Source organism: Lachnoclostridium sp. An196, assembly GCF_002160135.1.
Taxonomy (GTDB): domain Bacteria; phylum Bacillota; class Clostridia; order Lachnospirales; family Lachnospiraceae; genus Hominiventricola; species Hominiventricola avistercoris.
On the sequence record NZ_NFJZ01000001.1, the window covers coordinates 471,449 to 494,276 of the forward strand.

General features: G+C 49.0%; 18 protein-coding genes and 2 tRNA genes. 17 read left to right on the top strand and 3 right to left on the bottom strand.

Annotation, left to right across the window (positions count from 1 at the left end; all coding sequences use genetic code 11):
• Positions 1-11 precede the first annotated feature (11 nt).
• The 3 genes from B5F29_RS02165 to B5F29_RS02175 all read right to left on the bottom strand — a co-directional run bounded on the left by B5F29_RS02165 (position 12) and on the right by B5F29_RS02175 (position 2,523).
• The gene (locus tag B5F29_RS02165; RefSeq protein WP_242955554.1) at positions 12-374 is read right to left on the bottom strand and encodes an aldo/keto reductase; all 363 of its coding nucleotides are present in this window, start codon (positions 372-374) and stop codon (positions 12-14) included.
• Positions 375-652: 278 nt separating this feature from the next.
• Positions 653-740 (bottom strand) — tRNA-Ser (locus B5F29_RS02170).
• Positions 741-786: 46 nt separating this feature from the next.
• On the bottom strand, positions 787-2,523 hold the full coding sequence (locus B5F29_RS02175; protein ID WP_087153026.1) for an Rqc2 family fibronectin-binding protein: 1,737 nt from the start codon (positions 2,521-2,523) through the stop codon (positions 787-789).
• A gap of 120 nt (positions 2,524-2,643) precedes the next feature.
• Here B5F29_RS02175 and B5F29_RS02180 point away from each other — a divergent pair, with 120 nt between their 5' ends.
• The 17 genes from B5F29_RS02180 to B5F29_RS02260 all read left to right on the top strand — a co-directional run bounded on the left by B5F29_RS02180 (position 2,644) and on the right by B5F29_RS02260 (position 22,548).
• Positions 2,644-3,522: a YicC/YloC family endoribonuclease gene (locus tag B5F29_RS02180; RefSeq protein ID WP_087153027.1), complete on the top strand. Its 879-nt coding sequence runs from the start codon at positions 2,644-2,646 to the stop codon at positions 3,520-3,522.
• 8 nt (positions 3,523-3,530) lie between these two features.
• Positions 3,531-4,163 (top strand): guanylate kinase, encoded by a 633-nt coding sequence (gene gmk, locus B5F29_RS02185; RefSeq protein WP_087153028.1) that lies wholly within the window; start codon positions 3,531-3,533, stop codon positions 4,161-4,163.
• A gap of 2 nt (positions 4,164-4,165) precedes the next feature.
• Complete coding sequence (rpoZ, locus tag B5F29_RS02190; protein WP_087153029.1) at positions 4,166-4,432, top strand: DNA-directed RNA polymerase subunit omega; 267 nt, start codon at positions 4,166-4,168, stop codon at positions 4,430-4,432.
• Between the two features lie 50 nt (positions 4,433-4,482).
• Positions 4,483-6,099 carry a phosphoenolpyruvate--protein phosphotransferase gene (gene ptsP, locus B5F29_RS02195; RefSeq protein WP_087153030.1) on the top strand — a complete coding sequence of 539 codons (1,617 nt, stop codon included), beginning with the start codon at positions 4,483-4,485 and terminating at the stop codon, positions 6,097-6,099.
• 70 nt (positions 6,100-6,169) lie between these two features.
• Positions 6,170-6,427, top strand: a complete 258-nt coding sequence (locus B5F29_RS02200) for an HPr family phosphocarrier protein (protein ID WP_087153031.1) — start codon at positions 6,170-6,172, stop codon at positions 6,425-6,427.
• Between the two features lie 146 nt (positions 6,428-6,573).
• Positions 6,574-9,501 (top strand): insulinase family protein, encoded by a 2,928-nt coding sequence (locus B5F29_RS02205; RefSeq protein ID WP_087153032.1) that lies wholly within the window; start codon positions 6,574-6,576, stop codon positions 9,499-9,501.
• Positions 9,502-9,520: 19 nt separating this feature from the next.
• Entirely contained in the window at positions 9,521-10,426 is a 906-nt protein-coding gene (gene era / locus B5F29_RS02210; protein WP_087153070.1) for a GTPase Era, read from the top strand.
• Positions 10,427-10,584: 158 nt separating this feature from the next.
• The gene (gene recO, locus B5F29_RS02215) at positions 10,585-11,247 is read left to right on the top strand and encodes a DNA repair protein RecO (RefSeq protein WP_087153033.1); all 663 of its coding nucleotides are present in this window, start codon (positions 10,585-10,587) and stop codon (positions 11,245-11,247) included.
• 70 nt (positions 11,248-11,317) lie between these two features.
• Complete coding sequence (locus tag B5F29_RS02220) at positions 11,318-11,908, top strand: hypothetical protein (protein WP_087153034.1); 591 nt, start codon at positions 11,318-11,320, stop codon at positions 11,906-11,908.
• 20 nt (positions 11,909-11,928) lie between these two features.
• A complete protein-coding gene (locus tag B5F29_RS02225) occupies positions 11,929-13,317 on the top strand; it encodes a glycine--tRNA ligase (RefSeq protein ID WP_087153035.1) in 1,389 nt (462 codons plus the stop codon).
• Between the two features lie 164 nt (positions 13,318-13,481).
• Positions 13,482-14,723 (top strand): 6-phosphofructokinase, encoded by a 1,242-nt coding sequence (locus tag B5F29_RS02230; RefSeq protein WP_087153036.1) that lies wholly within the window; start codon positions 13,482-13,484, stop codon positions 14,721-14,723.
• A 293-nt stretch (positions 14,724-15,016) separates the two neighbouring features.
• On the top strand, positions 15,017-17,647 hold the full coding sequence (gene ppdK / locus B5F29_RS02235) for a pyruvate, phosphate dikinase (protein WP_087153037.1): 2,631 nt from the start codon (positions 15,017-15,019) through the stop codon (positions 17,645-17,647).
• Positions 17,648-17,867: 220 nt separating this feature from the next.
• Positions 17,868-19,748, top strand: a complete 1,881-nt coding sequence (locus B5F29_RS02240) for a heavy metal translocating P-type ATPase (protein WP_087153038.1) — start codon at positions 17,868-17,870, stop codon at positions 19,746-19,748.
• 303 nt (positions 19,749-20,051) lie between these two features.
• Positions 20,052-20,125, top strand: a tRNA-Val gene (locus B5F29_RS02245).
• A 565-nt stretch (positions 20,126-20,690) separates the two neighbouring features.
• Positions 20,691-21,110 carry a hypothetical protein gene (locus tag B5F29_RS02250; RefSeq protein ID WP_087153039.1) on the top strand — a complete coding sequence of 140 codons (420 nt, stop codon included), beginning with the start codon at positions 20,691-20,693 and terminating at the stop codon, positions 21,108-21,110.
• A gap of 387 nt (positions 21,111-21,497) precedes the next feature.
• Complete coding sequence (locus B5F29_RS02255) at positions 21,498-22,313, top strand: flavodoxin (RefSeq protein WP_162608340.1); 816 nt, start codon at positions 21,498-21,500, stop codon at positions 22,311-22,313.
• 13 nt (positions 22,314-22,326) lie between these two features.
• Entirely contained in the window at positions 22,327-22,548 is a 222-nt protein-coding gene (locus B5F29_RS02260) for a hypothetical protein (RefSeq protein ID WP_206414159.1), read from the top strand.
• The last annotated feature ends 280 nt before the right edge of the window (positions 22,549-22,828 follow it).

The following is a 22,828-nucleotide window of genomic DNA, read 5'->3' on the forward strand; positions in this document are numbered from 1 at the left end:
CCTCGCTTTCTTTATTTTTTTACATCCAGCAGTTTGACGCCTTCTTCCGGATTGCGGTCGATCGCGCCTACGATTCTATGGGGTACATACGGTTCTTCCAGATAGGAGATGTCTTCTTCTGTGAGCCTGACGTTTAAGGCTCCTGCGGCGTCGTCAAAATGGGAAGCCTTGGTGGCTCCGATGATAGGAGCTGCTACGCCTTTTGCCCATTCCCACGCCAGGGCGATCTGCTGCATTTTGACGCCGTACCTCTCGGACAGCGTATGGACCCTGCGGACGATCTCCATGTCCTGTTCCCGGGTGCTGTCATAATAGTCTGTTCTATTTGCGTGCGTGTTAAATAAAATGTGGTGAACTAATGTAATGCGCTGCATATTTCGCCAGATTATCTTCTGCAAGATGAACTGACAGAAAATGAAATCACGACGATCAGGGATATTGAAGCTCTCTGGGAAGACGCTTCTCCAAGTAAGCAGGAGCTTGTTTTTACAATGATAAAGGCTCTGGAATTAGCCGAAATAAAGCAGCATAATAATGGTGTATCAGTCCGTTTATCTTTTGGCCTTTTTGCTGGAGACTCACATAATAAAAAAGCTGCCAGGTTGCAGCTGGCAGCTAAATAAAATATGAGTGTTAACCCATATTTCAGAAACGGAGACGGTGGGATTCGAACCCACGTGCCGGTTGCCCGACAACTTGATTTCGAGTCAAGCTCGTTATGGCCACTTCGATACGTCTCCATGATAAAAGCTCTGCGAACAGAACTTTTATAGTATAACACAGTTTTCAGATTTGTGCAATTCCCGAAATGTCAGAATCGATCATCATAGAATAATTTGTATAGTAAACTACGAATCCGGGTTTGGAACCATTCGGTTTTTTTACATGTTTTTTCTCCACATAATCGATCTCCACTTTATCGGCGCCCCGGGCCGCGGAATAATAGGCGGCCAGACGTGCCGCCTCTTCAAAAGTACGGTCCGGAAGTTCTTTTCCTTCCGTCTGTACGATCACATGGGAACCCGGTATGCCTTTTGCGTGGAACCACCAGTCGTTTCCTCTGGCAAACTGGAAGGTCAGTTCGTCATTCTGGAAGTTATTTTTTCCCACATATATATGAAAACCGTCGCCGGACAGGTAGTGAAAGGGCTTTGAGGTAATCTTCGGTCGCCTGTTTCCCGGAGCACGCTTGCGGATATAGCCCGATTCCATCAGTTCTTCCTTGATCTGGACCAGATCTTCTTCCTGCAGCGCGATATCCAGCGCCGTCTGAATGGATTTCAGGTGTTCGATCTCGGCGGAAGTCTCCTCCAGCAACTTTGTGACTGCTTCGCAGGTCCTTTTCAGTTTTCCGTATTTATCAAAATATCTGGAAGCGTTGGACTGTATGGAGATCTGAGGATCCAGCGGAACCGTGACAGTCTCGCCGGTGTAGTAGTTTACCGCTTCGAAGCTTTTGCTTCCCGGTTCCACGTTGTAGCCGTAGGCGTTGATCAGCTCTCCGTACACACGGTATTTTTCCCGTTTTTCTGTATCTTTCAGCTGCTTTGCCTGCAGGTCGTATTTTTTTACATTGCGTTCCAGCGCGGTCTGCACGATCCTGCGCAGGTCGGTGGATTTCTGGCGGATTCGGGTCAGAGTGTTCCGTTCTGCGTAATAATGCTCCAGCATGGCAGAGACGGAATTATAAGACTCCCTGCGGAAATGTCCGTAGATGGTCAGCGGAAGGCATGAGTATTCCACCGGCGTTTTACCATCGTAATAAATAGCCGGTTCCCAGCCGCCGAAACGCAGCGGTTCCAGAAAACGGCAGAACGTCCGGTACAGATGAATCAATTCCTCAGTTTCGTAGGAAGAGGCCGCCCGGTCAGAATCCAGAGAAGCACGGCAGCAGACCTCTTCGGCAGCGATCGGACTAAGCCCTGTCAGGGAGGTGTAAAGCGCTTTCGACAATTTCACGGATTTTGCGGACAGGATGGACAGGAACTGCTCTTCCGTGACAGAGAGGGGATCCGCCTTTTCCTGGGTTTCCGGGATGAAGTATGGTCTGCCCGGAAGCACTTCCCGGACAGAACTCATCTGGGAAGAGACATGCTTGATACTGTCGATGATCATGTCCTGGCCGCTGCAGAAGATGATGTTGCTGTGCTTTCCCATGATCTCCACGACCAGATATTTTTTACACAGGTCGCCCATCTCGTCCAGATGCTCGATCTCGAAGCGCAGGATGCGTTCCAGGGAGGGCTGAGTGACGGAAAGGATCCGGCCTCCGCTGATATGCTTGCGCAGAAGCATGCAGAAATTGGGAGCAGTCAGAGGACTGTTTTTATTGGATTCTGTCAGATATATAAGAGGAAGGCTCGCGGACGCGCTGAGCAGGAGACGGAAATTTCCGTCCCGGGTTTTGATGGTCAGGAGCAGTTCGTCTGTCTCCGGCTGGGCGATCTTGGAAATGCGTCCTCCGGCCAGTTTTTCGTTTAACTCATGTGCCACACAGGACACGGTAATGCCGTCAAATGCCATGGTTGATTCTCCTTTTCATTCCCCCATTATACTTGACGGCATTTTGAAAATCAACTATAATAGACAAAGGTTATGAGGCAGGGGGAACTATCTGCCGGTATTTAAGGAAGAGAATAAGCGATGATAAAAAGTATGACCGGTTTCGGCCGCTGCGAGCTCTCCGAGGGAGAACGAAAGGTCTCGGTTGAGATCAAGACAGTCAATCATCGGTATCTGGATGTTGCGATGAAGATGCCGAAGAAACTGAATTTTTTTGATTCTGCGATCCGTACGGTATTGAAGGAGTATCTTCAGCGGGGGAAAGTGGACGTATTTGTCACTTATGAGGACTTGAGCGAGAGCAATGTATCTCTGGTGTATAATCAGAAGGTGGCAGAGCAGTATGTAAAGTATTTCCGGCAGATGGAAGAGCAGTTCGGGCTGGAAAATGACATGAAAGTATCCGTACTGGCCCGCTGTCCGGAAGTCCTGGTGATGGAAGAACAGCAGGAAGATGAGGAAGAGATCTGGCAGCTCCTGGAGAAAGCGGTGCGCGGCGCCTGTGAGAAAGTAGTGGAAACCAGGGTGCGCGAAGGAGAAGCGCTGAGATGCGATCTGCTTGCCAAGCTGGACGAGATGCTGAGGATGACGGCGTTTATTGAAGAACGGTCGCCGCAGATCATGGCGGAGTACCGCCAGAAGCTGGAGGCAAAGGTTCAGGATCTTCTGACAGATGCCCAGACGGACGAGAGCAGGATCGCCATGGAGGTGACCCTCTTTGCTGATAAGATCTGTGTGGATGAAGAGATTGTGCGTCTCAGAAGCCATGTAGAGGCGACGAAAGCGGCACTGGAGAGCGGCGGAAGCATCGGCCGGAAGCTGGATTTTATCGCACAGGAGATGAACCGGGAGGCGAACACGACGCTGTCCAAAGCCAATGATCTGGAGATTTCCAACTGCGCGATCGATCTTAAGACAGAGATTGAAAAGGTCCGCGAGCAGATTCAAAATATAGAATAGGATATTGTATGATCAGACAGGGAATATTGATAGTGGTGTCCGGTTTTTCGGGAGCCGGCAAGGGCACGGTTATGAAAAGCCTGATAGATCGTTATGACAGTTACGCGCTGTCCGTTTCGGCGACAACCAGGCAGCCCAGACCGGGTGAAGCAGAAGGAAAAGCGTATTTTTTTAAGACAAGGGATGAGTTTGAGCAGATGATTGCCGATGGTTCTCTGATCGAATACGCGCAGTATGTGGATAATTATTATGGGACGCCCAGAGCTTATGTAGAGCAGCAGCTGTCGGAGGGGCGCGATGTGATCCTGGAGATAGAGATCCAGGGCGCGCGCAAGGTGCGTGAACAGTTCCCCGAAGCAGTGCTGCTGTTTGTGACGGCAAAAGATCTGCCCACTCTTCGCAGCCGTCTGACGGGAAGAGGGACAGAAACGCCGGAGGTGGTTGCCCAGAGACTTCGCAGAGCGGCGCAGGAGGCCGAAGGAATCGAGGAGTATGACTATCTGGTGATCAACGACGATCTGGAAACATGCGTGGAAGAAATTCATAGGATCATCGAAAGCGAGCATCGCAGGATCAGCCGGAACAGAGACTTTATATGTCAAATCAGAGAAGAACTGGAAGAGTTTTCGAAAGGAGAATAATTATGTTACATCCGTCTTATACAGACTTAATGAAGACTATCAACGGTGAAGTGGAGGAGGGCGATACCCCTGTGGTGAACAGCCGTTATTCGATCGTACTGGGAACTGCCAAGAGAGCGCGTCAGCTGATCGCCGGTGAAGAGCCCTTTGTGGACGCAAGAGGGAAGAAACCGCTTTCCATCGCTGTCGAGGAGTTCAGCAAAGGTTATGTGACCATTGAACCGGAGAAAGAAGAGGAGAGCGCAGCGCTGGAGGAGCAGACCGTATGATGGGGGCCCGGATTCGGATGGGACGGAAATAATATATGGGGAGGACTGACATGATAGTAAGAGAAGGCAAGAGTGTATTTAAAGGAGTCGCGATCGGCAAGATTTTTGTCTATAAAAAGGCAGAAAACGCAGTGACCAAAGAAACGATTACCGATGTGGATGCGGAACTGGCCCGTTTTGAGGAGGCCAAGGCCAAAGCTATGGAGCAGCTGAAGCGCCTTTATGAGAAAGCGCTCCGTGACGTAGGAGAAGAAGAGGCAATGATCTTCGACGTCCATCAGATGCTGCTGGACGATCTGGACTATAATGAGTCTATTACCAACATTATTAAAGAAGAAAAGATGAATGCCGAATATGCGGTGTTTATGACCTGTGAACAGTTCATGGGAATGTTCCTGGGCATGGATGATGAATATATGAGAGGCCGCGCGGCAGATATCGAGGATATTTCCAAACGTGTGATCTCGATTCTGAATGGCACGCAGGTGAGTCCGGAAGCTATGCCGGAGCCGGTAATTATTGTGGCGGAGGACCTGGCGCCCAGCGAGACCGTACAGTTTGACAAGAGCAAGATTCTGGCTATTGTCATCCAGAAAGGGTCGGCAAATTCCCATACGGCGATTCTTGCGCGTACTATGAATATCCCGTCTCTTGTGACAACGGATATCGAAGTGGATACAAAATATAATGGAAGAACGGCTGTGGTAGACGGTTTCGCCGGACTGTTCTATATCAATCCGGATGACGAGACCATGGCGAAGATGGTGGAAAAGAAAAAACGGGCTGATGAGCAGAGAGCGCTGCTCCAGGAGATGAGAGGAAAAGAGACCGTTACGAAGAGCGGCAAGCATATCCATCTGTACTCAAACATCGGAGGCGTGCAGGACGTGGACGCGGTGCTGGAGAACGATTCCGAAGGCATCGGCCTTTTCCGGAGCGAGTTCCTTTATCTGGGAAGGGATGATTATCCCACGGAAGACGAGCAGTTCGAGGCGTATAAAACAGTTCTGGCCCGGATGCAGGGGAAGAAAGTTATTATCCGTACTCTGGATATTGGAGCGGACAAGCAGGCGGACTATTTCGGTATTCCAAAGGAGGAGAATCCCGCGCTTGGATTCCGTGCGATCCGTATCTGCCTGACCAGAGAGGATGTATTCCGTACTCAGTTGAGGGCGCTGCTGCGCGCATCCGCATTTGGCAATCTGGGGATCATGTTCCCGATGATTATCTCCGTAAAAGAAATTGTCCGCATCAAGGAGATCGTGGATGAAGTGAAACTGGAACTTGACAGGGAAGATATCGCGTACGGGAACTTTGAGCTTGGTATCATGATCGAGACACCGGCGGCAGCTGTGATCAGCGATCTGCTGGCTCCGCATGTGGACTTCTTCAGCATCGGAACCAATGACCTGAGTCAGTATACTCTGGCTATCGACCGTCAGAATCAGTCTCTGGATAACTTCTTTGATCCGCATCACGAAGCGATCCTGCGTTTGATCCAGCTGACGATTGAGAATGCCCACAAGTCCGGCGCATGGTGCGGTATCTGCGGAGAACTTGGAGCTGATATGGAGGTGACGGCCAGATTTATCCAGATGGGTATTGATGAACTTTCCGTTTCTCCGGGCTATACGCTGGAACTGAGAAAACGGATCCGCGAGTGTTAATCAGAGACATTATGGGACTGTCCCTTACAGGGAAAACCATGATATAAAAAGTATAAAAGGAGAATGAACTATGAAATCTTTTACTTACACTGTTCAGGATGAACTGGGAATCCATGCAAGACCGGCAGGAATGCTCGCGAAAGCTGCAGCTGGTTACAAGAGCGTTGTTACTATTGACAACGGCACCAAGAAAGCAGACGCAAAGAGACTGATGGCGATCATGGGAATGGGCGTTAAGAAAGGAACTACGGTTACTGTTACCGTAGAGGGTGAAGACGAAGACGCAGCATGCGCAGCAATGGAAGAGTTCTTCAAATCCAATCTGTAAGGATCAGATGATAAAAAGATGAATAAATCCGTATGGAACCATGTGCGGCAGGCGCATGGATTCATACGGATTTTTGCATTTACTGCAAGGCTGTGTTATACTAGGCGCGGATATGTATATAATAAGTAGAAAATCTGGAGGAAACAATGACGGTAGAATCATTAAAAGCATATGAACTGATCCAAAAAGAACAGATCCCGGATCTGAGATCTACGGGGTATCTGCTGAGGCATAAAAAGACGGGCGCCAGAGTGGCATTGTTGTCCAATGATGATGAGAATAAAGTATTCAATATCGGATTTCGCACGCCGCCTTCAGACAGCACGGGAGTGCCCCATATCATGGAACATTCCGTGCTTTGCGGTTCGACAGATTTTCCGGTCAAAGATCCGTTTGTGGAGCTGGTGAAAGGATCGTTGAATACATTTCTGAACGCGATGACTTATCCGGATAAAACTGTCTATCCGATAGCCAGCTGCAATGACCAGGACTTTCAGAACCTGATGCACGTATATCTGGATGCAGTATTCCATCCCAATATTTATAAAGAGGAAAAGATATTCCGCCAGGAAGGGTGGCATTACGAACTGGAGTCGGAAGACGGGGAAATGTCTTACAATGGTGTGGTCTATAATGAGATGAAAGGCGCGTTTTCCTCTCCGGAGGATATGCTGGACCGGGAAGTGATGACCACTTTATATCCGGATACGACATATTACTATGAATCAGGCGGAGATCCCAGGCATATACCGGAACTGACTTACGGACAGTTTCTGGATTTTCATCGGAGGTTCTATCATCCCTCCAATTGTTATATTTATTTATATGGGAATATGGACATGGCGGAAAAGCTGGAGTGGATCGACGAACACTATCTGAGCAAATATGACCGTCTGGACATTGACTCAGAGATCAGCCTGCAGAAGCCTTTTGAACAGCCGGTGGAACGGATCGTGGATTACCCGGTTTCTTCAGAGGAATCTCCGAAAGGGCAGGCATATCTGTCCTGGAATGCGGTTGTGGGGACTTCCCTGGATGCGGATCTGTATCTTGCTTTTCAAATTATCGAGTACGCATTGCTGTCCGCTCCGGGAGCTCCGCTGAAGCAGGCTCTGCTGGATGCGGGTATCGGTAAAGATATTTTAAGCACATATGAAAACGGTATTGCGCAGCCTTATTTCTCCGTGATCGCGAAGAATGCGGATGTGGAGCAGAAGGATGTTTTTTGCAAGGTGATCCGTGAGACGCTGGAAAAGATCACGGAAGAAGGTTTTGACCGGAAAGCGCTGCTGGCAGGACTTAACTATTATGAATTCCGTTACAGAGAAGCCGATTTCGGGAACTATCCGAAGGGATTGATGTACGGGCTGCAGATGTTTGACAGCTGGCTTTATGATGAGAAAGAACCGTTCCTGCATCTGGCATGTCTGGAGCGTTTTGCCAGATTCCGGGATCAGGTAGGCAGCGGATACTTTGAAGATCTGGTTCGGAAATATCTGCTGGAAAACAATCATGCGGCGTTGCTGGTCCTGCGCCCTGTGCCGGGACTGGAAGCGAAAGAACAGGAGTATGTAAAGGAGAAACTGAAAAAATACAAAGATACCCTGTCCCGGACAGAGATAAAACAGGTGATAAAAGATGCGAAAGAGCTGAAGGAATATCAGGATGAGCCTTCACCCCAGGAAGAACTGGAAAAGATTCCCATGCTGAAAAGAGAAGACATCCGCCGGGAGGTGGAACCGCTGGCCAATGAGGTTCTGGATGTGGATGGAACGACGGTTCTCTGGCAGAACATTCCCACCAGCGGGATCAGTTATATCCGGCTCCTGTTTGATGCGGACGATCTCCCTGATGAACTGGTTCCTTATATGGGAATCCTGAAACAGGTCCTGGGCTTTATGGATACGGAAAACTACAGTTATGGAGAGCTGTTTAACGAGATCAACTGTCATACGGGAGGCATCAGTATGGCGGTCAATCTGTACGGGAACATGCGGGAAAAAGAACGTTTCTGTATGAAACTCGAGATGAAGGCAAAGACACTTTATAATAAAACAGACTTTGCATTCGCCATGATGAGAGAGATTCTGCAGAAAACCAGGTTCACAGACACCAAGAGACTTTACGAGATCATTGCCCAGATGAAATCGCGTCTGCAGATGTATCTGATGTCGGCAGGACATTCGGCGGCGGCCGTACGCGCCATGGCGAAATTCTCCAGATCCGCGAAGATCAACGACCGGATGAACGGAGTGGAATTTTACTGGCTGATAGAAGACCTGGAGCAGAATTTTGAGGAGAAAAAGGAAGAACTGATCCGAAAGCTGACGGAAGTCATGCAGTATGTGATTCGGCCGGAAAATCTCATCGTTTCCTGTACGGCGGAAACGGAAGGGATCGAAGCGGTAAAACGGGAGATCCCATCTTTAAAGGAAGCGTTGTATACTGGATCGTTTCCGGCGGCGCCGGAGGAAGAATCGCCCTCCATGGAATGTATGAAAGAAGGGCTGAAAACACCGTCTGCCGTTCAGTATGTGGCGCGCGCGGGACATATCAGCTATTATACGGGCGCTTTCCGGATCCTGAAAGTGATTCTCAGTTATGAATATCTCTGGATCCAGATCAGGGTTAAAGGCGGCGCATATGGATGCATGAGCGGTTTCGGCGTTTATGGAGACAGTTATCTGGTATCTTACCGGGATCCGAATCTGAAAGAGACGAACCAGGTGTTTGAAAATACGGCGGATTATGTGGAACATTTCGACGCTACGGACAGAGATATGACCAAGTATGTCATCGGCACGATCAGCGATATGGATACGCCTCTGACGCCTTCGGCAGCGGGGAACCGGTCTATGTCCGCATGGCTGACACATACGACGTTAGAAGATCTGCAGCGCATGAGGGATCAGGTATTGGAGGCGACACCGGCTGATATCCGCAGCCTGGCATCCGGAATCCGGGAACTTCTGGATGAAGGCAGTCTCTGCGCCATTGGGAATGAGAGCCGTATCGAGAAGGAAAAAGATATGTTTGACCGGACGCGGAATCTGTTCCGCTCTGCGGAAACGTAAAATGAGAAAGGATAAATCTATGGAAGAACAGAAGAAATCCGGATTTGCGGCTCTGGTAGGGCGTCCCAATGTGGGAAAGTCCACACTGATGAACCGGCTGATCGGGCAGAAAATAGCGATTACGTCCAACAAACCACAGACCACCCGCAACAGGATCCAGACTGTCTATACCTGTGAGAAAGGGCAGATTGTTTTTCTGGATACGCCGGGTATCCACAAGGCAAAGAACAAGCTGGGAGAATATATGGTCAATGTGGCGGAACGGACGCTGAAGGAAGTGGATGTGATCCTCTGGCTGGTGGAACCAACGTCTTATATCGGCGCCGGAGAAAAACACATCGCAGAGCAGCTTGCACATATCCATACACCGGTGATACTGGTAATCAACAAGATCGATAAGGTAAAGAAGGATGAACTGCTCGCTTATATTGACGCATACCGGAGACTGCTGGATTTTGCTGAGATTGTACCGGTGTCGGCTTTAAAAGGTATGAACGAGGATGTGCTGCTGGATCAGATTTTCAAGTATCTGCCCTACGGCCCTATGTTCTACGATGAAGATACGGTGACGGATCAGCCTATGAGAGCGATTGTCGCCGAATTGATCCGGGAGAAGGCATTAAAGCTGCTGGACGAAGAAATTCCACACGGAATCGCAGTGTCCGTGGATGTGATGAAACAGCGTCCCGGGCAGGGATTGTGGGATATCGAGGCAACGATTGTCTGCGAAAGAGATTCTCATAAGGGAATCATCATTGGAAAAGGCGGAGCCATGCTGAAAAAGATCGGTTCTGCCGCCCGGTACGAGATAGAGAAAATGCTGGAAGCCAGAGTAAATCTGAAATTGTGGGTCAAAGTAAAGAAGGACTGGAGAGATTCTGACTTCCTGATAAAAAATTTCGGGTATGACAAGAAAGAAGTATAGTACCCGGCTGCTTCGGGGATTCTATGAATATACGGATGGAGAAAACGGAGGTTCATAGAATATGGATAAGTGGGAACAGTTTGCACACACCGGAGAAATACGAGATTATCTGGCTTATAAAGCTGAAGAGACAAAAGTCAGAGGGATAGGTGAGAGACATGAGCAGTCAGGCTTGCACAGTGACAGGTATCGTTTTATCTGCAGCGCCGGCCGGAGATTATGATAAACTGGTAGTTCTGCTGACCAGGGAGCGCGGCAAAATCCGCGCATTCGCCAGAGGAGCGAGACGAATGAACAGTCCGCTTCTGGCGGCGGTGAATGTGTTTGCCTTCGGAGAATTTCAGATTTATGAGGGAAGGACCGCTTACAGTATCGCCCAGGCTTCTATCCGGAACTATTTCAGTGATCTGATGACTGATTTTGAAGCTTCCTGTTACGGGCAGTATTTTCTGGAATTCGCAGATTTTTATACGGGAGAAAATGTGGAAGGGACAGACTACCTGAAACTTTTGTATCAATCTCTGAGGGCTTTGTCTGTTCCGGCCCTGCCCAGGATGCTGGTCCGTTACATATTTGAACTGAAAGCTATGGTTTACAGCGGAGAGTGCCCCCAGACTTATGAGCAGTTTGAAAGCTGGAAACTGAATCCGTCCACCATATATGCGCTGCAGTATGTAACAGCGTCTCCGGTGGAAAAACTGTATACATTTACGCTTAGTCCGGAAGTATGCAAAGAATTTGGAAAAGTTGTGGAGTGGCTGAGAGAGAGATATGTGAAGCGGCGCTTCAAATCCCTGGAAATACTTGAAACATGCCTGTAAAATGTGTATAATTACCAGGACAGCGGCGTATGCCGCGGGCTGTGTCCCATGTCTGGAAGGAGGGAACGGAATGAAACGATGGATAATGTGCGTCTGTGTACTGGCGGTTGCTTTGCTGACAGCAGGATGCGGATCCTCATCCTTTGAGCCGTCGGTGACTTCTATTTACATAAAAAAAGACGGTACGCTGACACAGGCGATCGTAGAGAGTTTTGAAAAAGCTTATTATAGCGAGGATGAATTTTCTTCCATGGTGGAGAGTGAGATCGCTGCTTTTAATGAGAATCATGAAGAAGAACTGATTTCAATGGAAAGTCTGGAGGTAAGAGATGATACTATGTACCTTCTGCTGGATTATACAAATGCGGATGCTTATGCAGAATATAACGATACTTTCTGCTATGTTGGGACAATAGGAAGCGCTCTGGAAGAAGGTTTTTCCTTCAATATGGATTTCCGGGACGCGGATTATGTGGAGCAGGAGACCGCAGATGTGACCACGGACCGGGAACGATCGATTGTGATCTTGAAGGACGAGGGGACTGTTCAGCTGGAACAGCCTGTAAGGTACGTCAGCAACAATGTGGAGATTCTTTCCGACCATATGCTTCAGGTAATGACCATTGAAGACCCTGAAGAGTATGCATATATTGTTTATTGAAAAAGTGAGGAGATCGATTCATGGAAAAGACAATGGAGAAAATCGTAGCTCTGGCAAAAAACCGGGGATTTGTATATCCGGGCAGCGAGATCTACGGCGGTCTGGCTAACACCTGGGACTACGGCAATCTGGGTGTGGAGCTGAAAAACAACGTTAAGAGAGCCTGGTGGCAGAAGTTTATACAGGAGAATCCCTACAACGTAGGCGTGGACTGTGCGATCCTGATGAATCCGCAGACGTGGGTGGCGTCCGGACATCTGGGCGGTTTTTCCGATCCGCTGATGGACTGCAAATGCTGTCATGAGCGTTTCCGCGCGGATAAGCTGATCGAGGACTATATGGAAGAAAACGGCATCGAGCATGAGGGTTCTGTGGACGGCTGGTCCCAGGAAGAGATGAAGAAATATATTGACGAGCACGACATCGTGTGTCCGAGCTGCGGAAAGAAGGATTTCACGGATATCCGCCAGTTCAACCTGATGTTCAAGACGTTCCAGGGCGTGACGGAGGACGCAAAGAGCACGGTGTACCTTCGCCCGGAGACGGCACAGGGTATCTTTGTCAACTTCAAGAACGTACAGCGGACTTCCCGCAAGAAAGTACCGTTCGGCATCGGCCAGATCGGAAAATCTTTCCGGAACGAGATTACGCCGGGGAACTTCACGTTCCGTACCAGAGAATTCGAGCAGATGGAGCTGGAATTCTTCTGCAAGCCGGGAACGGATCTGGAGTGGTTCCAGTACTGGAGAGGTTTCTGCCGCGACTGGCTTCTGAGTCTGGGCATGAAAGAAGAAGAAATGCGTCTGCGCGATCATTCGCCGGAAGAACTCAGCTTCTACAGCAAAGGAACCACGGATATCGAATTCCTGTTCCCGTTTGGCTGGGGCGAGCTGTGGGGCATCGCGGATCGTACGGATTACGACCTGACGCAGCATCAGAATGTGTCCGGTGAGGACATGAGCTACTTTGACGATGAGATGAAGGAGAAATACATCCCGTATGTCATCGAGCCGTCCCTGGGCGCGGACCGCGTGGTGCTGGCGTTCCTCTGCTCCGCATACGACGAAGAGGAACTGGAGGGCGGAGATGTGCGTACCGTACTGCATTTCCATCCGGCGCTGGCTCCGGTGAAGATCGGCGTGCTGCCGCTGTCCAAAAAGCTGGCGGAAGGCGCGGAGAAAATCTACGCGCATCTCTGCAGGAAGTACAACTGCGAGTATGACGACAGAGGCAATATCGGCAAGAGATACCGCCGTCTGGATGAGATCGGCACGCCGTTCTGCGTAACCTATGATTTCGAATCCGAGACCGACGGCTGCGTAACCGTCCGTGACCGTGATACGATGGAGCAGGAGCGCGTGAAGATCGCGGATCTGGACGCATATTTTGAGGAGAAGTTTACATTTTAAACAGTGAAGGATTGAGCAGGGGCGGATGTGATTCATACATCCGCTCCTAAAATTATTGTAGATGCAAACAAAATCGCTGAAGGCATTGAAAACACTGAATATTCTATGTTATAATAAAAATAGTGGTGTGCCGCACCATATTACATTTTCTGGAGGTTAGAAAAATGAGTGAGTTAAGAGGAGCTATGATCATTGGTCAGTCCGGTGGTCCTTCTTCCGTAATCAATGCCAGCTGCTACGGTGCGATCAAGGCTGGACTTGATGCTGACTGTATTACAAAAGTCTATGGAGCAGCTAACGGTATCGTCGGCGTGCTGAATGACAAGCTCTATGTGATGGATGAAGAGGATCCGGAAGAGCTTGCAATCATGAAATATACCCCGTCTTCCGCACTGGGTTCCTGCCGTTACAAGATCGCGGACCCGGACGAGGATGAGACCGATTACAAGAGAATTCTTGAGATCTTCAAGAAATACGATGTTCGTTATTTCTTCTACAACGGTGGAAATGATTCCATGGACACCTGCAACAAGATTTCCAAATATATGAAGAAAGTCGGATACGACTGCCGCGTGATGGGTATTCCGAAGACGATCGATAACGACCTGTTCGGAACCGACCATTGCCCGGGATTCGCTTCCGCAGCAAAATACATCGCTACCTCTCTGGTAGAACTGTATCAGGATTCCCACGTATATGACAAAGGCCAGGTGACGATCGTAGAGATCATGGGACGTCATGCAGGATGGCTGGCAGGCGCTGCCGCTCTGGCAAGAGTAGCAGGATATCCGGCAGACCTGATCTATCTTCCGGAAGTAGACTTCAATATGGATGAGTTTATTGAAGACGTACAGAAGATCTGGGAAGAGAACCACAACGTGATCGTGGCTGTATCTGAAGGTATTCACTATGCAGACGGCAAGTTCGTATCTGAAGCAGAGACTTCCGCTACCGACGGATTCGGACATGCCCAGCTGGGCGGACTGGCAGCAAGACTGGCAGACGTGGTGAAGAATGCGATCCCGGGCGTAAAGGTTCGTCCGATCGAGCTTTCCCTGCTGCAGCGCTGCGCAGAGCACTGCGCGTCCCAGACTGACTCCGACGAGTCCTTCATGGCCGGACAGACTGCCGTAAACGAGGCGATCAAAGGCGTAACGGACAAGATGGTTGGCTTCAAGTGCACCCGTGACGAGAACGGTTACAAGTGTGAGGCAGATCTGCTTGATCTTTCTTCTGTAGCTAACTATGAGAAGAAAGTTCCGGTGGAATGGATCAATGAGAGAGGAAATAACGTAAGTGATGCATTCATTGACTACGCGCTTCCGCTGATCCAGGGCGAGATCCAGATGAAAAAAGAGAACTCCCTGCCGCGTTTTGTAAAACTGAAAAAAGTGATTGCAAAATAATCATCAGATTGAAGAGGGGCTGTCTGCCGTGAGCAGGCGGCCTCCGTTTTTTTGATGTAAGGAATATGCATAAAGATTCTTGGGCAATTTGGCCTTTGAAGGTGAAAAGGGGAAGAATAATTGTTAAAATAATGACAAAAATACATGCAAATACAGATGGAAATATGTAAAAACAGCACAAAACATATATTGACTTTCATACAGAATATGGTACAATAATTATGTGCGCAAAGTGAGACACACGTTGCGCACTTTTTATTTCTTATTTATATCACTTTTTAGGAGGGCATGTGATGGCAAAGTGGGTTTATATGTTTACGGAAGGGAATGCGTCCATGAGAAATCTTCTGGGCGGAAAAGGTGCGAACCTTGCTGAGATGACCAGTCTTGGACTTCCGGTTCCCCAGGGATTCACAGTAACGACGGAAGCGTGTACACAGTACTACGAAGATGGAAGACAGATCAATGACGAAATTATGGGTCAGATCATGGAGGCAATGGGCAAACTGGAGGAAATTACCGGGAAAAAATTCGGAGACAAAGAAAATCCGCTCCTGGTTTCCGTACGTTCCGGAGCAAGAGCTTCCATGCCTGGTATGATGGATACGATCCTGAACCTGGGATTGAACGAAGAAGTAGTGGAAACCCTCGCAAAAGCATCCGGCAACCCGCGCTGGGCATGGGACTGCTACAGAAGATTTATCCAGATGTATTCCGACGTGGTTATGGAAGTCGGTAAGAAATATTTTGAAGAACTCATCGACAAGATGAAAAAAGAAAAAGGCGTCGTACAGGATGTGGAGCTGTCCGCAGAGGATTTGAAAACGCTGGCCGGCCAGTTCAAGACAGAGTATAAAGAGAAGATCGGAGAAGATTTCCCGTCAGACGCAAAGGATCAGCTGGTGGGAGCGGTAAAAGCTGTGTTCCGTTCCTGGGACAACCCCAGAGCGAACGTATACCGCCGCGACAATGACATCCCGTATTCCTGGGGAACCGCAGTTAACGTACAGATGATGGCGTTCGGAAATATGGGCGACGACTGCGGTACCGGCGTCGCGTTTACGAGAGACCCGGCTACCGGCGAGAACGGCCTGTTCGGTGAGTTCCTGACCAACGCGCAGGGCGAGGATGTGGTTGCCGGCGTGCGTACGCCTATGAAGATCTCCGAGATGGAGGAAAAATTCCCGGAGGCATTTGAACAGTTCAAGAATGTATGCAAGACCCTGGAAACCCACTATAGAGATATGCAGGACATGGAGTTTACTGTTGAGCACGGCAAACTGTACATGCTGCAGACCCGTAATGGAAAGAGAACGGCTAAGGCAGCTCTGAAGATTGCCTGCGATCTGGTGGACGAAGGTATGAGAACCGAAGAAGAAGCAGTAGCTATGATCGATCCGAGAAATCTGGATTCTCTGCTTCATCCGCAGTTTGATGCAGATGCCCTCAAGAAAGCTGTTCCGATCGGCAAGGCTCTGGGAGCATCTCCGGGGGCTGCATGCGGACGGATCGTATTTACCGCGGACGATGCGGAAGAGTGGGCCAAGAGAGGCGAGAAAGTCGTTCTGGTACGTCTGGAGACTTCACCGGAAGATATCACCGGCATGAAGTACGCGCAGGGTATCCTGACCGCCCGCGGAGGCATGACTTCTCATGCGGCGGTAGTTGCCCGCGGTATGGGGACATGCTGTGTATCCGGATGCGGCGACATGGTGATGGACGAAGCGAACAAGAAGTTCACACTCGGAGGAAAAGAGTTCCATGAGGGCGATCCGATCTCACTGGACGGATCTACCGGCAATATTTATGATGGCATCATTCCTACGGTAGACGCTACGATCGCGGGAGAGTTCGGCAGGATTATGGGATGGGCAGATAAATACAGAAGACTGAGAGTGCGCGCGAATGCAGACACGCCGGCAGATGCGAAGAAAGCCCGCGAACTGGGAGCAGAAGGCATCGGGCTGTGCCGTACGGAGCATATGTTCTTCAATGGCGACCGGATTGACGCATTCCGCGAGATGATCTGCTCTGAGACCAAAGAAGAGAGAGAAGCGGCACTGGAGAAGATCCTTCCGGAACAGCAGGGAGATTTCGAGAAGCTGTATGAGGCACTGGAAGGCAATCCGGTAACCATCCGTTTCCTGGATCCGCCTCTGCATGAATTTGTTCCGACAGAAGAAGAAGATATTAAGAAATTAGCTGACTCCCAGGGCAAGACTGTGGAGCAGATCAAGGCGATCATCGACGGGCTGCACGAGTTCAACCCGATGATGGGACACCGTGGCTGCCGTCTGGCGGTTACCTATCCGGAGATCGCGGTAATGCAGACAAAAGCTGTGATCCGTGCGGCGATCAATGTGAAAAAGAACCATCCGGATTGGAATGTAAAACCGGAGATCATGATCCCGCTGGTAGGCGATGCGAAAGAACTGAAATACGTAAAGAAATTTGTGGTTGAGACTGCGGACGCTGAGATCGCGGCGCAGGGAGCAGATCTGGAGTACGAGGTAGGTACGATGATCGAGATCCCGAGAGCGGCGCTCACAGCCGATGAGATCGCGAAAGAAGCAGATTTCTTCTGCTTCGGTACGAACGACCTGACGCAGATGACGTTTGGTTTCTCCCGTGATGATTCGGGCAAGTTCCTGAGTGCATATTACGACGCGAAGATTTATGAAAATGATCCGTTTGCAAAACTGGATCAGAATGGCGTGGGCAAGCTGATGAAGCTGGCCATTGACCTTGGCAAACCGGTGAATCCGAAGCTTCATCTGGGTATCTGCGGTGAGCATGGCGGAGATCCGGCTTCTGTGGAATACTGTGACAGCATCGGACTGGATTATGTATCCTGCTCGCCGTTCCGTGTGCCGATCGCAAGACTGGCAGCAGCGCAGGCAGCTATCAACAGCAAGAATGCTTAAGCTTTTTATGAGATGAAGACAGGCGCACCATCGAAAACGGTGGTGCGCCTATTTATTGCAGATTTATCCTGTCAGAGCAGCAGATAAACTCATCGATATGATTATGAAAACAGCAATTTTTGTCTCAATTCGCTTACGCTGCAGTGGAAAAGAATTGACAACCTATACCCCCATATGTATAATGAACCTATACATATATGGGTATAGGAGGCGCAAATATATGAAATGGACGGAAAAACTGGAGAAATTTCTGGAACTTGGAGGAACCAGAAAAGAGATCATACTGCTGGTACTGTCGGGTATTGCATTGCTGTTCAGTATCTTTGACATGGTTCCTTTGCCGTTCGATCCGGCGTGGGTCGCCATTCTGCTGTGCGGGATTCCGATCATCCTGGAAGCGGTAATCGGCCTGGTCACTTCCTTCGACATCAAGGCGGACGTGCTGGTATCCCTGGCGCTGATTGCTTCTGTCTGCATTGGAGAAGATTTTGCCGCCGGAGAGGTGGCCTTTATCATGCAGCTGGGCGGCCTTCTGGAAGATCTTACGGTAGCCCGCGCGAGAGCAGGGATTGAGAAACTGGTTCATCTGACCCCCAGAACGGCGAGGATTGTAAGCGGCGCTTCGGAGAGAATCGTACCGGCGGAGCAGGTACAGGTGGGAGATATCCTGCGGGTGCTTCCCGGGGAGACCGTGCCGGTGGACGGCGTGATCCGTTCCGGACAGACGTCTGTGAATCAGGCAGTCATGACAGGAGAGTCGCTTCCGGTAGATAAAGGCCCGGGAGAGGAAGTATCCAGCGGAACAGTGAACCAGTTCGGCGCCTTTGAGATGGAAGCGCTGAAAGTAGGGGAAGACAGTTCCATTCAGAGGATGATCCGTCTGGTGCAGTCGGCGGACGCAGGCAAGGCAAAGATCGTAGGCGTCGCCGACCGCTGGGCCACCTGGATCGTGGTGACGGCACTGACAGCGGCTGTGTTGACCTGGTTTTTCACGGGTGAAATTATCCGCGCCGTGACGATTCTGGTCGTATTCTGTCCCTGCGCGCTGGTGCTGGCTACGCCCACGGCGATCATGGCGGCGATCGGAAACGCAACCAGGCATGGTTTCCTGGTAAGAGAAGGAGATGCGCTGGAACGTCTGGCTGCCGTTACCAGGATCACGTTTGACAAGACGGGAACGCTGACCTATGGGACGCCGGAAGTGACGGCGGTCCGCAGCATCTTACCGGAGTATACAGAGGAAGAACTCTACGGAATCTGTGCCGGTGCGGAACAGTTTTCGGAGCACCCGCTGGGAAAGTCCGTAGTGAGGTGCTACCGGCAGAAATACGGTAAGGAAATCGTTTCGGCCGAAGATTTCCGGATGATACCCGGAAGGGGCGTCAGATGTGAGATCGCAGGAAAAAGCGTCCTGGCAGGAAACCGGGAACTGCTGGCCGCAGAGCAGGTCATGATGCCGGAAGAGACATTGCGGGAAGCGGAACAATGGCTTGGACAGGGGAGTACCGTCATATATATCGCGTCAGGGAAAACACTGGCGGGATATCTGGTCCTGTCTGATACCGTGCGGGAAGAAAGCGCAGGAATGATTGACAGACTGAAAGAACTGAAAGTCCGGCCCGTCCTGCTGACCGGAGACCATGGGAACGCCGCGGCGGCCATCGCGGGCCGGCTGCATATAGAGGAAGTCCACGCGGAATGTCTCCCGGAGGATAAATTGAACCGGATCGATCACTACCAGCGGCAGAATGAATCTGTCTGCATGATCGGAGACGGCATCAACGATGCTCCGGCTCTGAAAAAAGCAAATGTGGGGATCGCCATGGGCGGCGTGGGAAGCGACATCGCCGTGGACGCCGCGGACATCGCGCTGGTGGACGACGAGGTGAAGGAGCTTCCCCATCTGATCGCCCTGTCCCGGAGAATGATGGTAACGATCAAGTGCAATCTGACATTCTCTATGGCTTTGAACTTTCTGGCGATCATTCTGGCGATTACCGGGATCCTGAATCCGGTGGTCGGAGCGCTGGTGCACAATGCGGGATCCGTACTGGTGATTATCAATTCGGCGCTGCTGCTGAACTGGAAGAAAACAGCTTGAAAACAGCGGTATTCGCATAGACCAGGGGCCTGTTGTGGGCGAAGAACAGGATGCCAATCATTTCCTGCGGACTACTGTCAAATATCCGATTGGCTTCAAAGCATGCTTAGAATACAATTAAAAAAGCAGATGAGGATTTGTGTAAAAATCTTAGGTTGGACTCCGGTATCTTTGGGATCCGGAGCCTTACCCTTGTCGGGGGAGAATATAAAATATATGCTAAGAATTGACTAGAACTTTGGCGTGATGAAAAATAAAAATCAAGGTTGCAATTCTGCGAGAACGTGATATAATAATGGGCATGGAAGCATAGCTCAGCCGGGATGAGCGTTCGCCTCACACGCGAAAGGTCAGGAGTTCGAGCCTCCTTGCTTCCATTTTTTATGCCATAAAGGTTTTGTAAGGAATATCCGGGGAATGTTGATTTTAAGGCATTTCCCGGATATTTCAGTTTTACATTTGATTTTCGGATTTTACACTTTAGTGGTTGTATTTTCGTAAAATGCAACACGATATGCAACACGAATTATGGGTTGGCAATCTTATTTGACGTACAAAATTTTTGATATTCTTCTTTGGATTGTTCATTATTTGTCCGATCGAAAAGCGTGAGACGGTAACGATATTTTTTGACAATTTCCCCACTGAAAATTTAGCTGAATAACTCTGATTATCCAGAAAAAGCCTGTAAATACGAGAAAATCACAGGATAGAGACACTGAATTTACTACCAAATTACTACTTGTGAAGTGAGCCTCGACACGCTTACTACTTCCCGTGAACTGCCTCTCCCTCAGGCAGCACATCAGATTAAAATTGAATACCACGCCGCAGCGCTGGAGGATTGCGGCGACTGCCGTTTCCGCTGCTTCCCAAAGACGGACAGCCATAGTATAATAGGATTAACAATAAGTGGAATTTTGAAGAAATGGGGGAGGAAAAATGAAAAAGATAGTATTAGTATTTATGATTTTAGCTATTATGCTTACTGGTTGTAGCAATGCAGAAACTTCTTCTAACGAAACGATAAATGAAACGAATACATCAGAAACAGTAGATATTTCTGAGGGAGCATTAGACCGAATACCATTTGAAGTATTGATGGACAAACCCTCTTTAGAAAACGGAAAAGAAAAGGAAACGACCGTTACTATTGTCACCGATATAGAGGATTGGGACTATACGGTTTCATCTGAAAATGGAAAAATCTCTAGTATAGAAGCAAACTCATTTGTTTATACAGTTCCTAAAGATGAAAACGAAAGAGAAGATACAATCACAATACAGTTATCAGATAATGACAATGGGACGTCATATGAATATACGATACCCCTTATTTTTTCTGATATCATTTCAGAATGATGTACAGACTCCCTGTTAAACTATCCCTCTTTGAGCCAACCCGACCCGAACTTTCAAAACTGAATACCAACCGCCACCAGCGGCACCACCGAGCAGGAAATCATTGTGAACTGCTCCCCGTCAAGAGGACAGAGAAAAAATATAAAATTTTTTCGGCCAGCAGCTAAGCGTTGCTGGCCGTATTTCATGCAGTAAGGTACAACTCATAGTTCTCCATCGGCGTTAACACGCCCAGGTTCTGGCACTTTTTTGTGGATTTATATATTGGGAGAAAAAGACCCTTGAAAATGTGTATTGACCGGTAGTAACTACCGTAACCTATAATCGGCTATAACAGGCGGTTCTGTGAAAAAGAACGGCATGGAATGTATGTAAGGAGGAATGGCTATGAGGCAAAAGAAAGGATGGATTGCGGGAATTGCAGTCATTGCGGTTATTGCCCTTCTCTTTGTTGGCTATAACCTTTATCGTTATCCTGCCATGTTTCGGAGTTTATCAGACAACTCCCTTAACGATTCCCAGGTAGAAGAACTGCGGGAGGAAATTCTCTCGCAGCCTGATGTGGACGTGTTGGTTTCCTATTTTTCTTATTCCGGCAATACAAGGAATGTGGCTGCTGCCCTGAGCGAAAAAACGGGCGGTGATTTGTTTGAGATTGTTCCACTGAACGGTTATTCTATAGAAATGTCTGTTATGACGGAGGTTTCCGATTTGGAAGCCGTTATGGAAGCAGCGTCAGAATGGGATTTTGCGGATGAAAGCAGAATCGTCCTGCTTGGCACAAGTCAGGGCGGGATTGTCTCCGCTATTGCGGCGGCGCGGCATACGGATCAAGTTTCCGGCCTTGTTTTAATGTACCCCGCTTTTTTGGTCAGCGATGCCATTCACGAGCAGTTTGATTCTCTTGAGGAGGTACCAGACAGTTATCGGTTTAACTGGATTACAGCAGGACGTCCCTATGCAGAGGATATGTGGGATTATGATGTGTATGAAGAAATCGGAAATTACACAGATAAAGTCCTTCTTCTGCATGGCAGCGCAGACAGTATTGTGCCGATTTCCTATTCTGATCGTGCGGCCGAGGTTTATGAAGATGTAGATTATCATGTTATTGACGGTGCGGGCCACGGATTCAGCGGCAGCGCCTTTGATGAAGCCGTAAGATATGTTTTCGACTATTTACAGCAAATCGAGATTATCTGAAAGGAGAAAGTCTATGAATCGTCCTTATACGATTTGTCATATTCTCAGCGCATTAGACGGTAAAATCACGGGAGAGTTTATGAGAATGGAGAGCACCCGTTCCGTCAGTGGGGAGTATGGCCGCATCCGCACAGAATATCATGCGGACGCATGGCTTTATGGAACTGTAACGACAAAGGAATTTACTGGATGGCGGAAACCGGCTGGTATATACAGTAAAGAAGTGATACGATGAAAACAAGAAAAACTCTCTTATTGCTTGTGTTAACAGTGGCTTTCAGCATTGTGCTGGCAGCTTGGCGATATTCAGAAGAATCCTGCGATGCAGGAAGCCTACCAGATGGGCAAAAACATCTGCTGACATATCCCGGGTGAATTGACAAATTTAACAAAGTTTATTGCCAGAGCTAAATTGAAATTTTAAATTCCAGTGCAGAGGTAAATTCCACCATACTTTATTTTTTGCTGATTTTGCAGGAAATTTTTGAGCGAAATCTCCTGTTTTCTGCTATAAT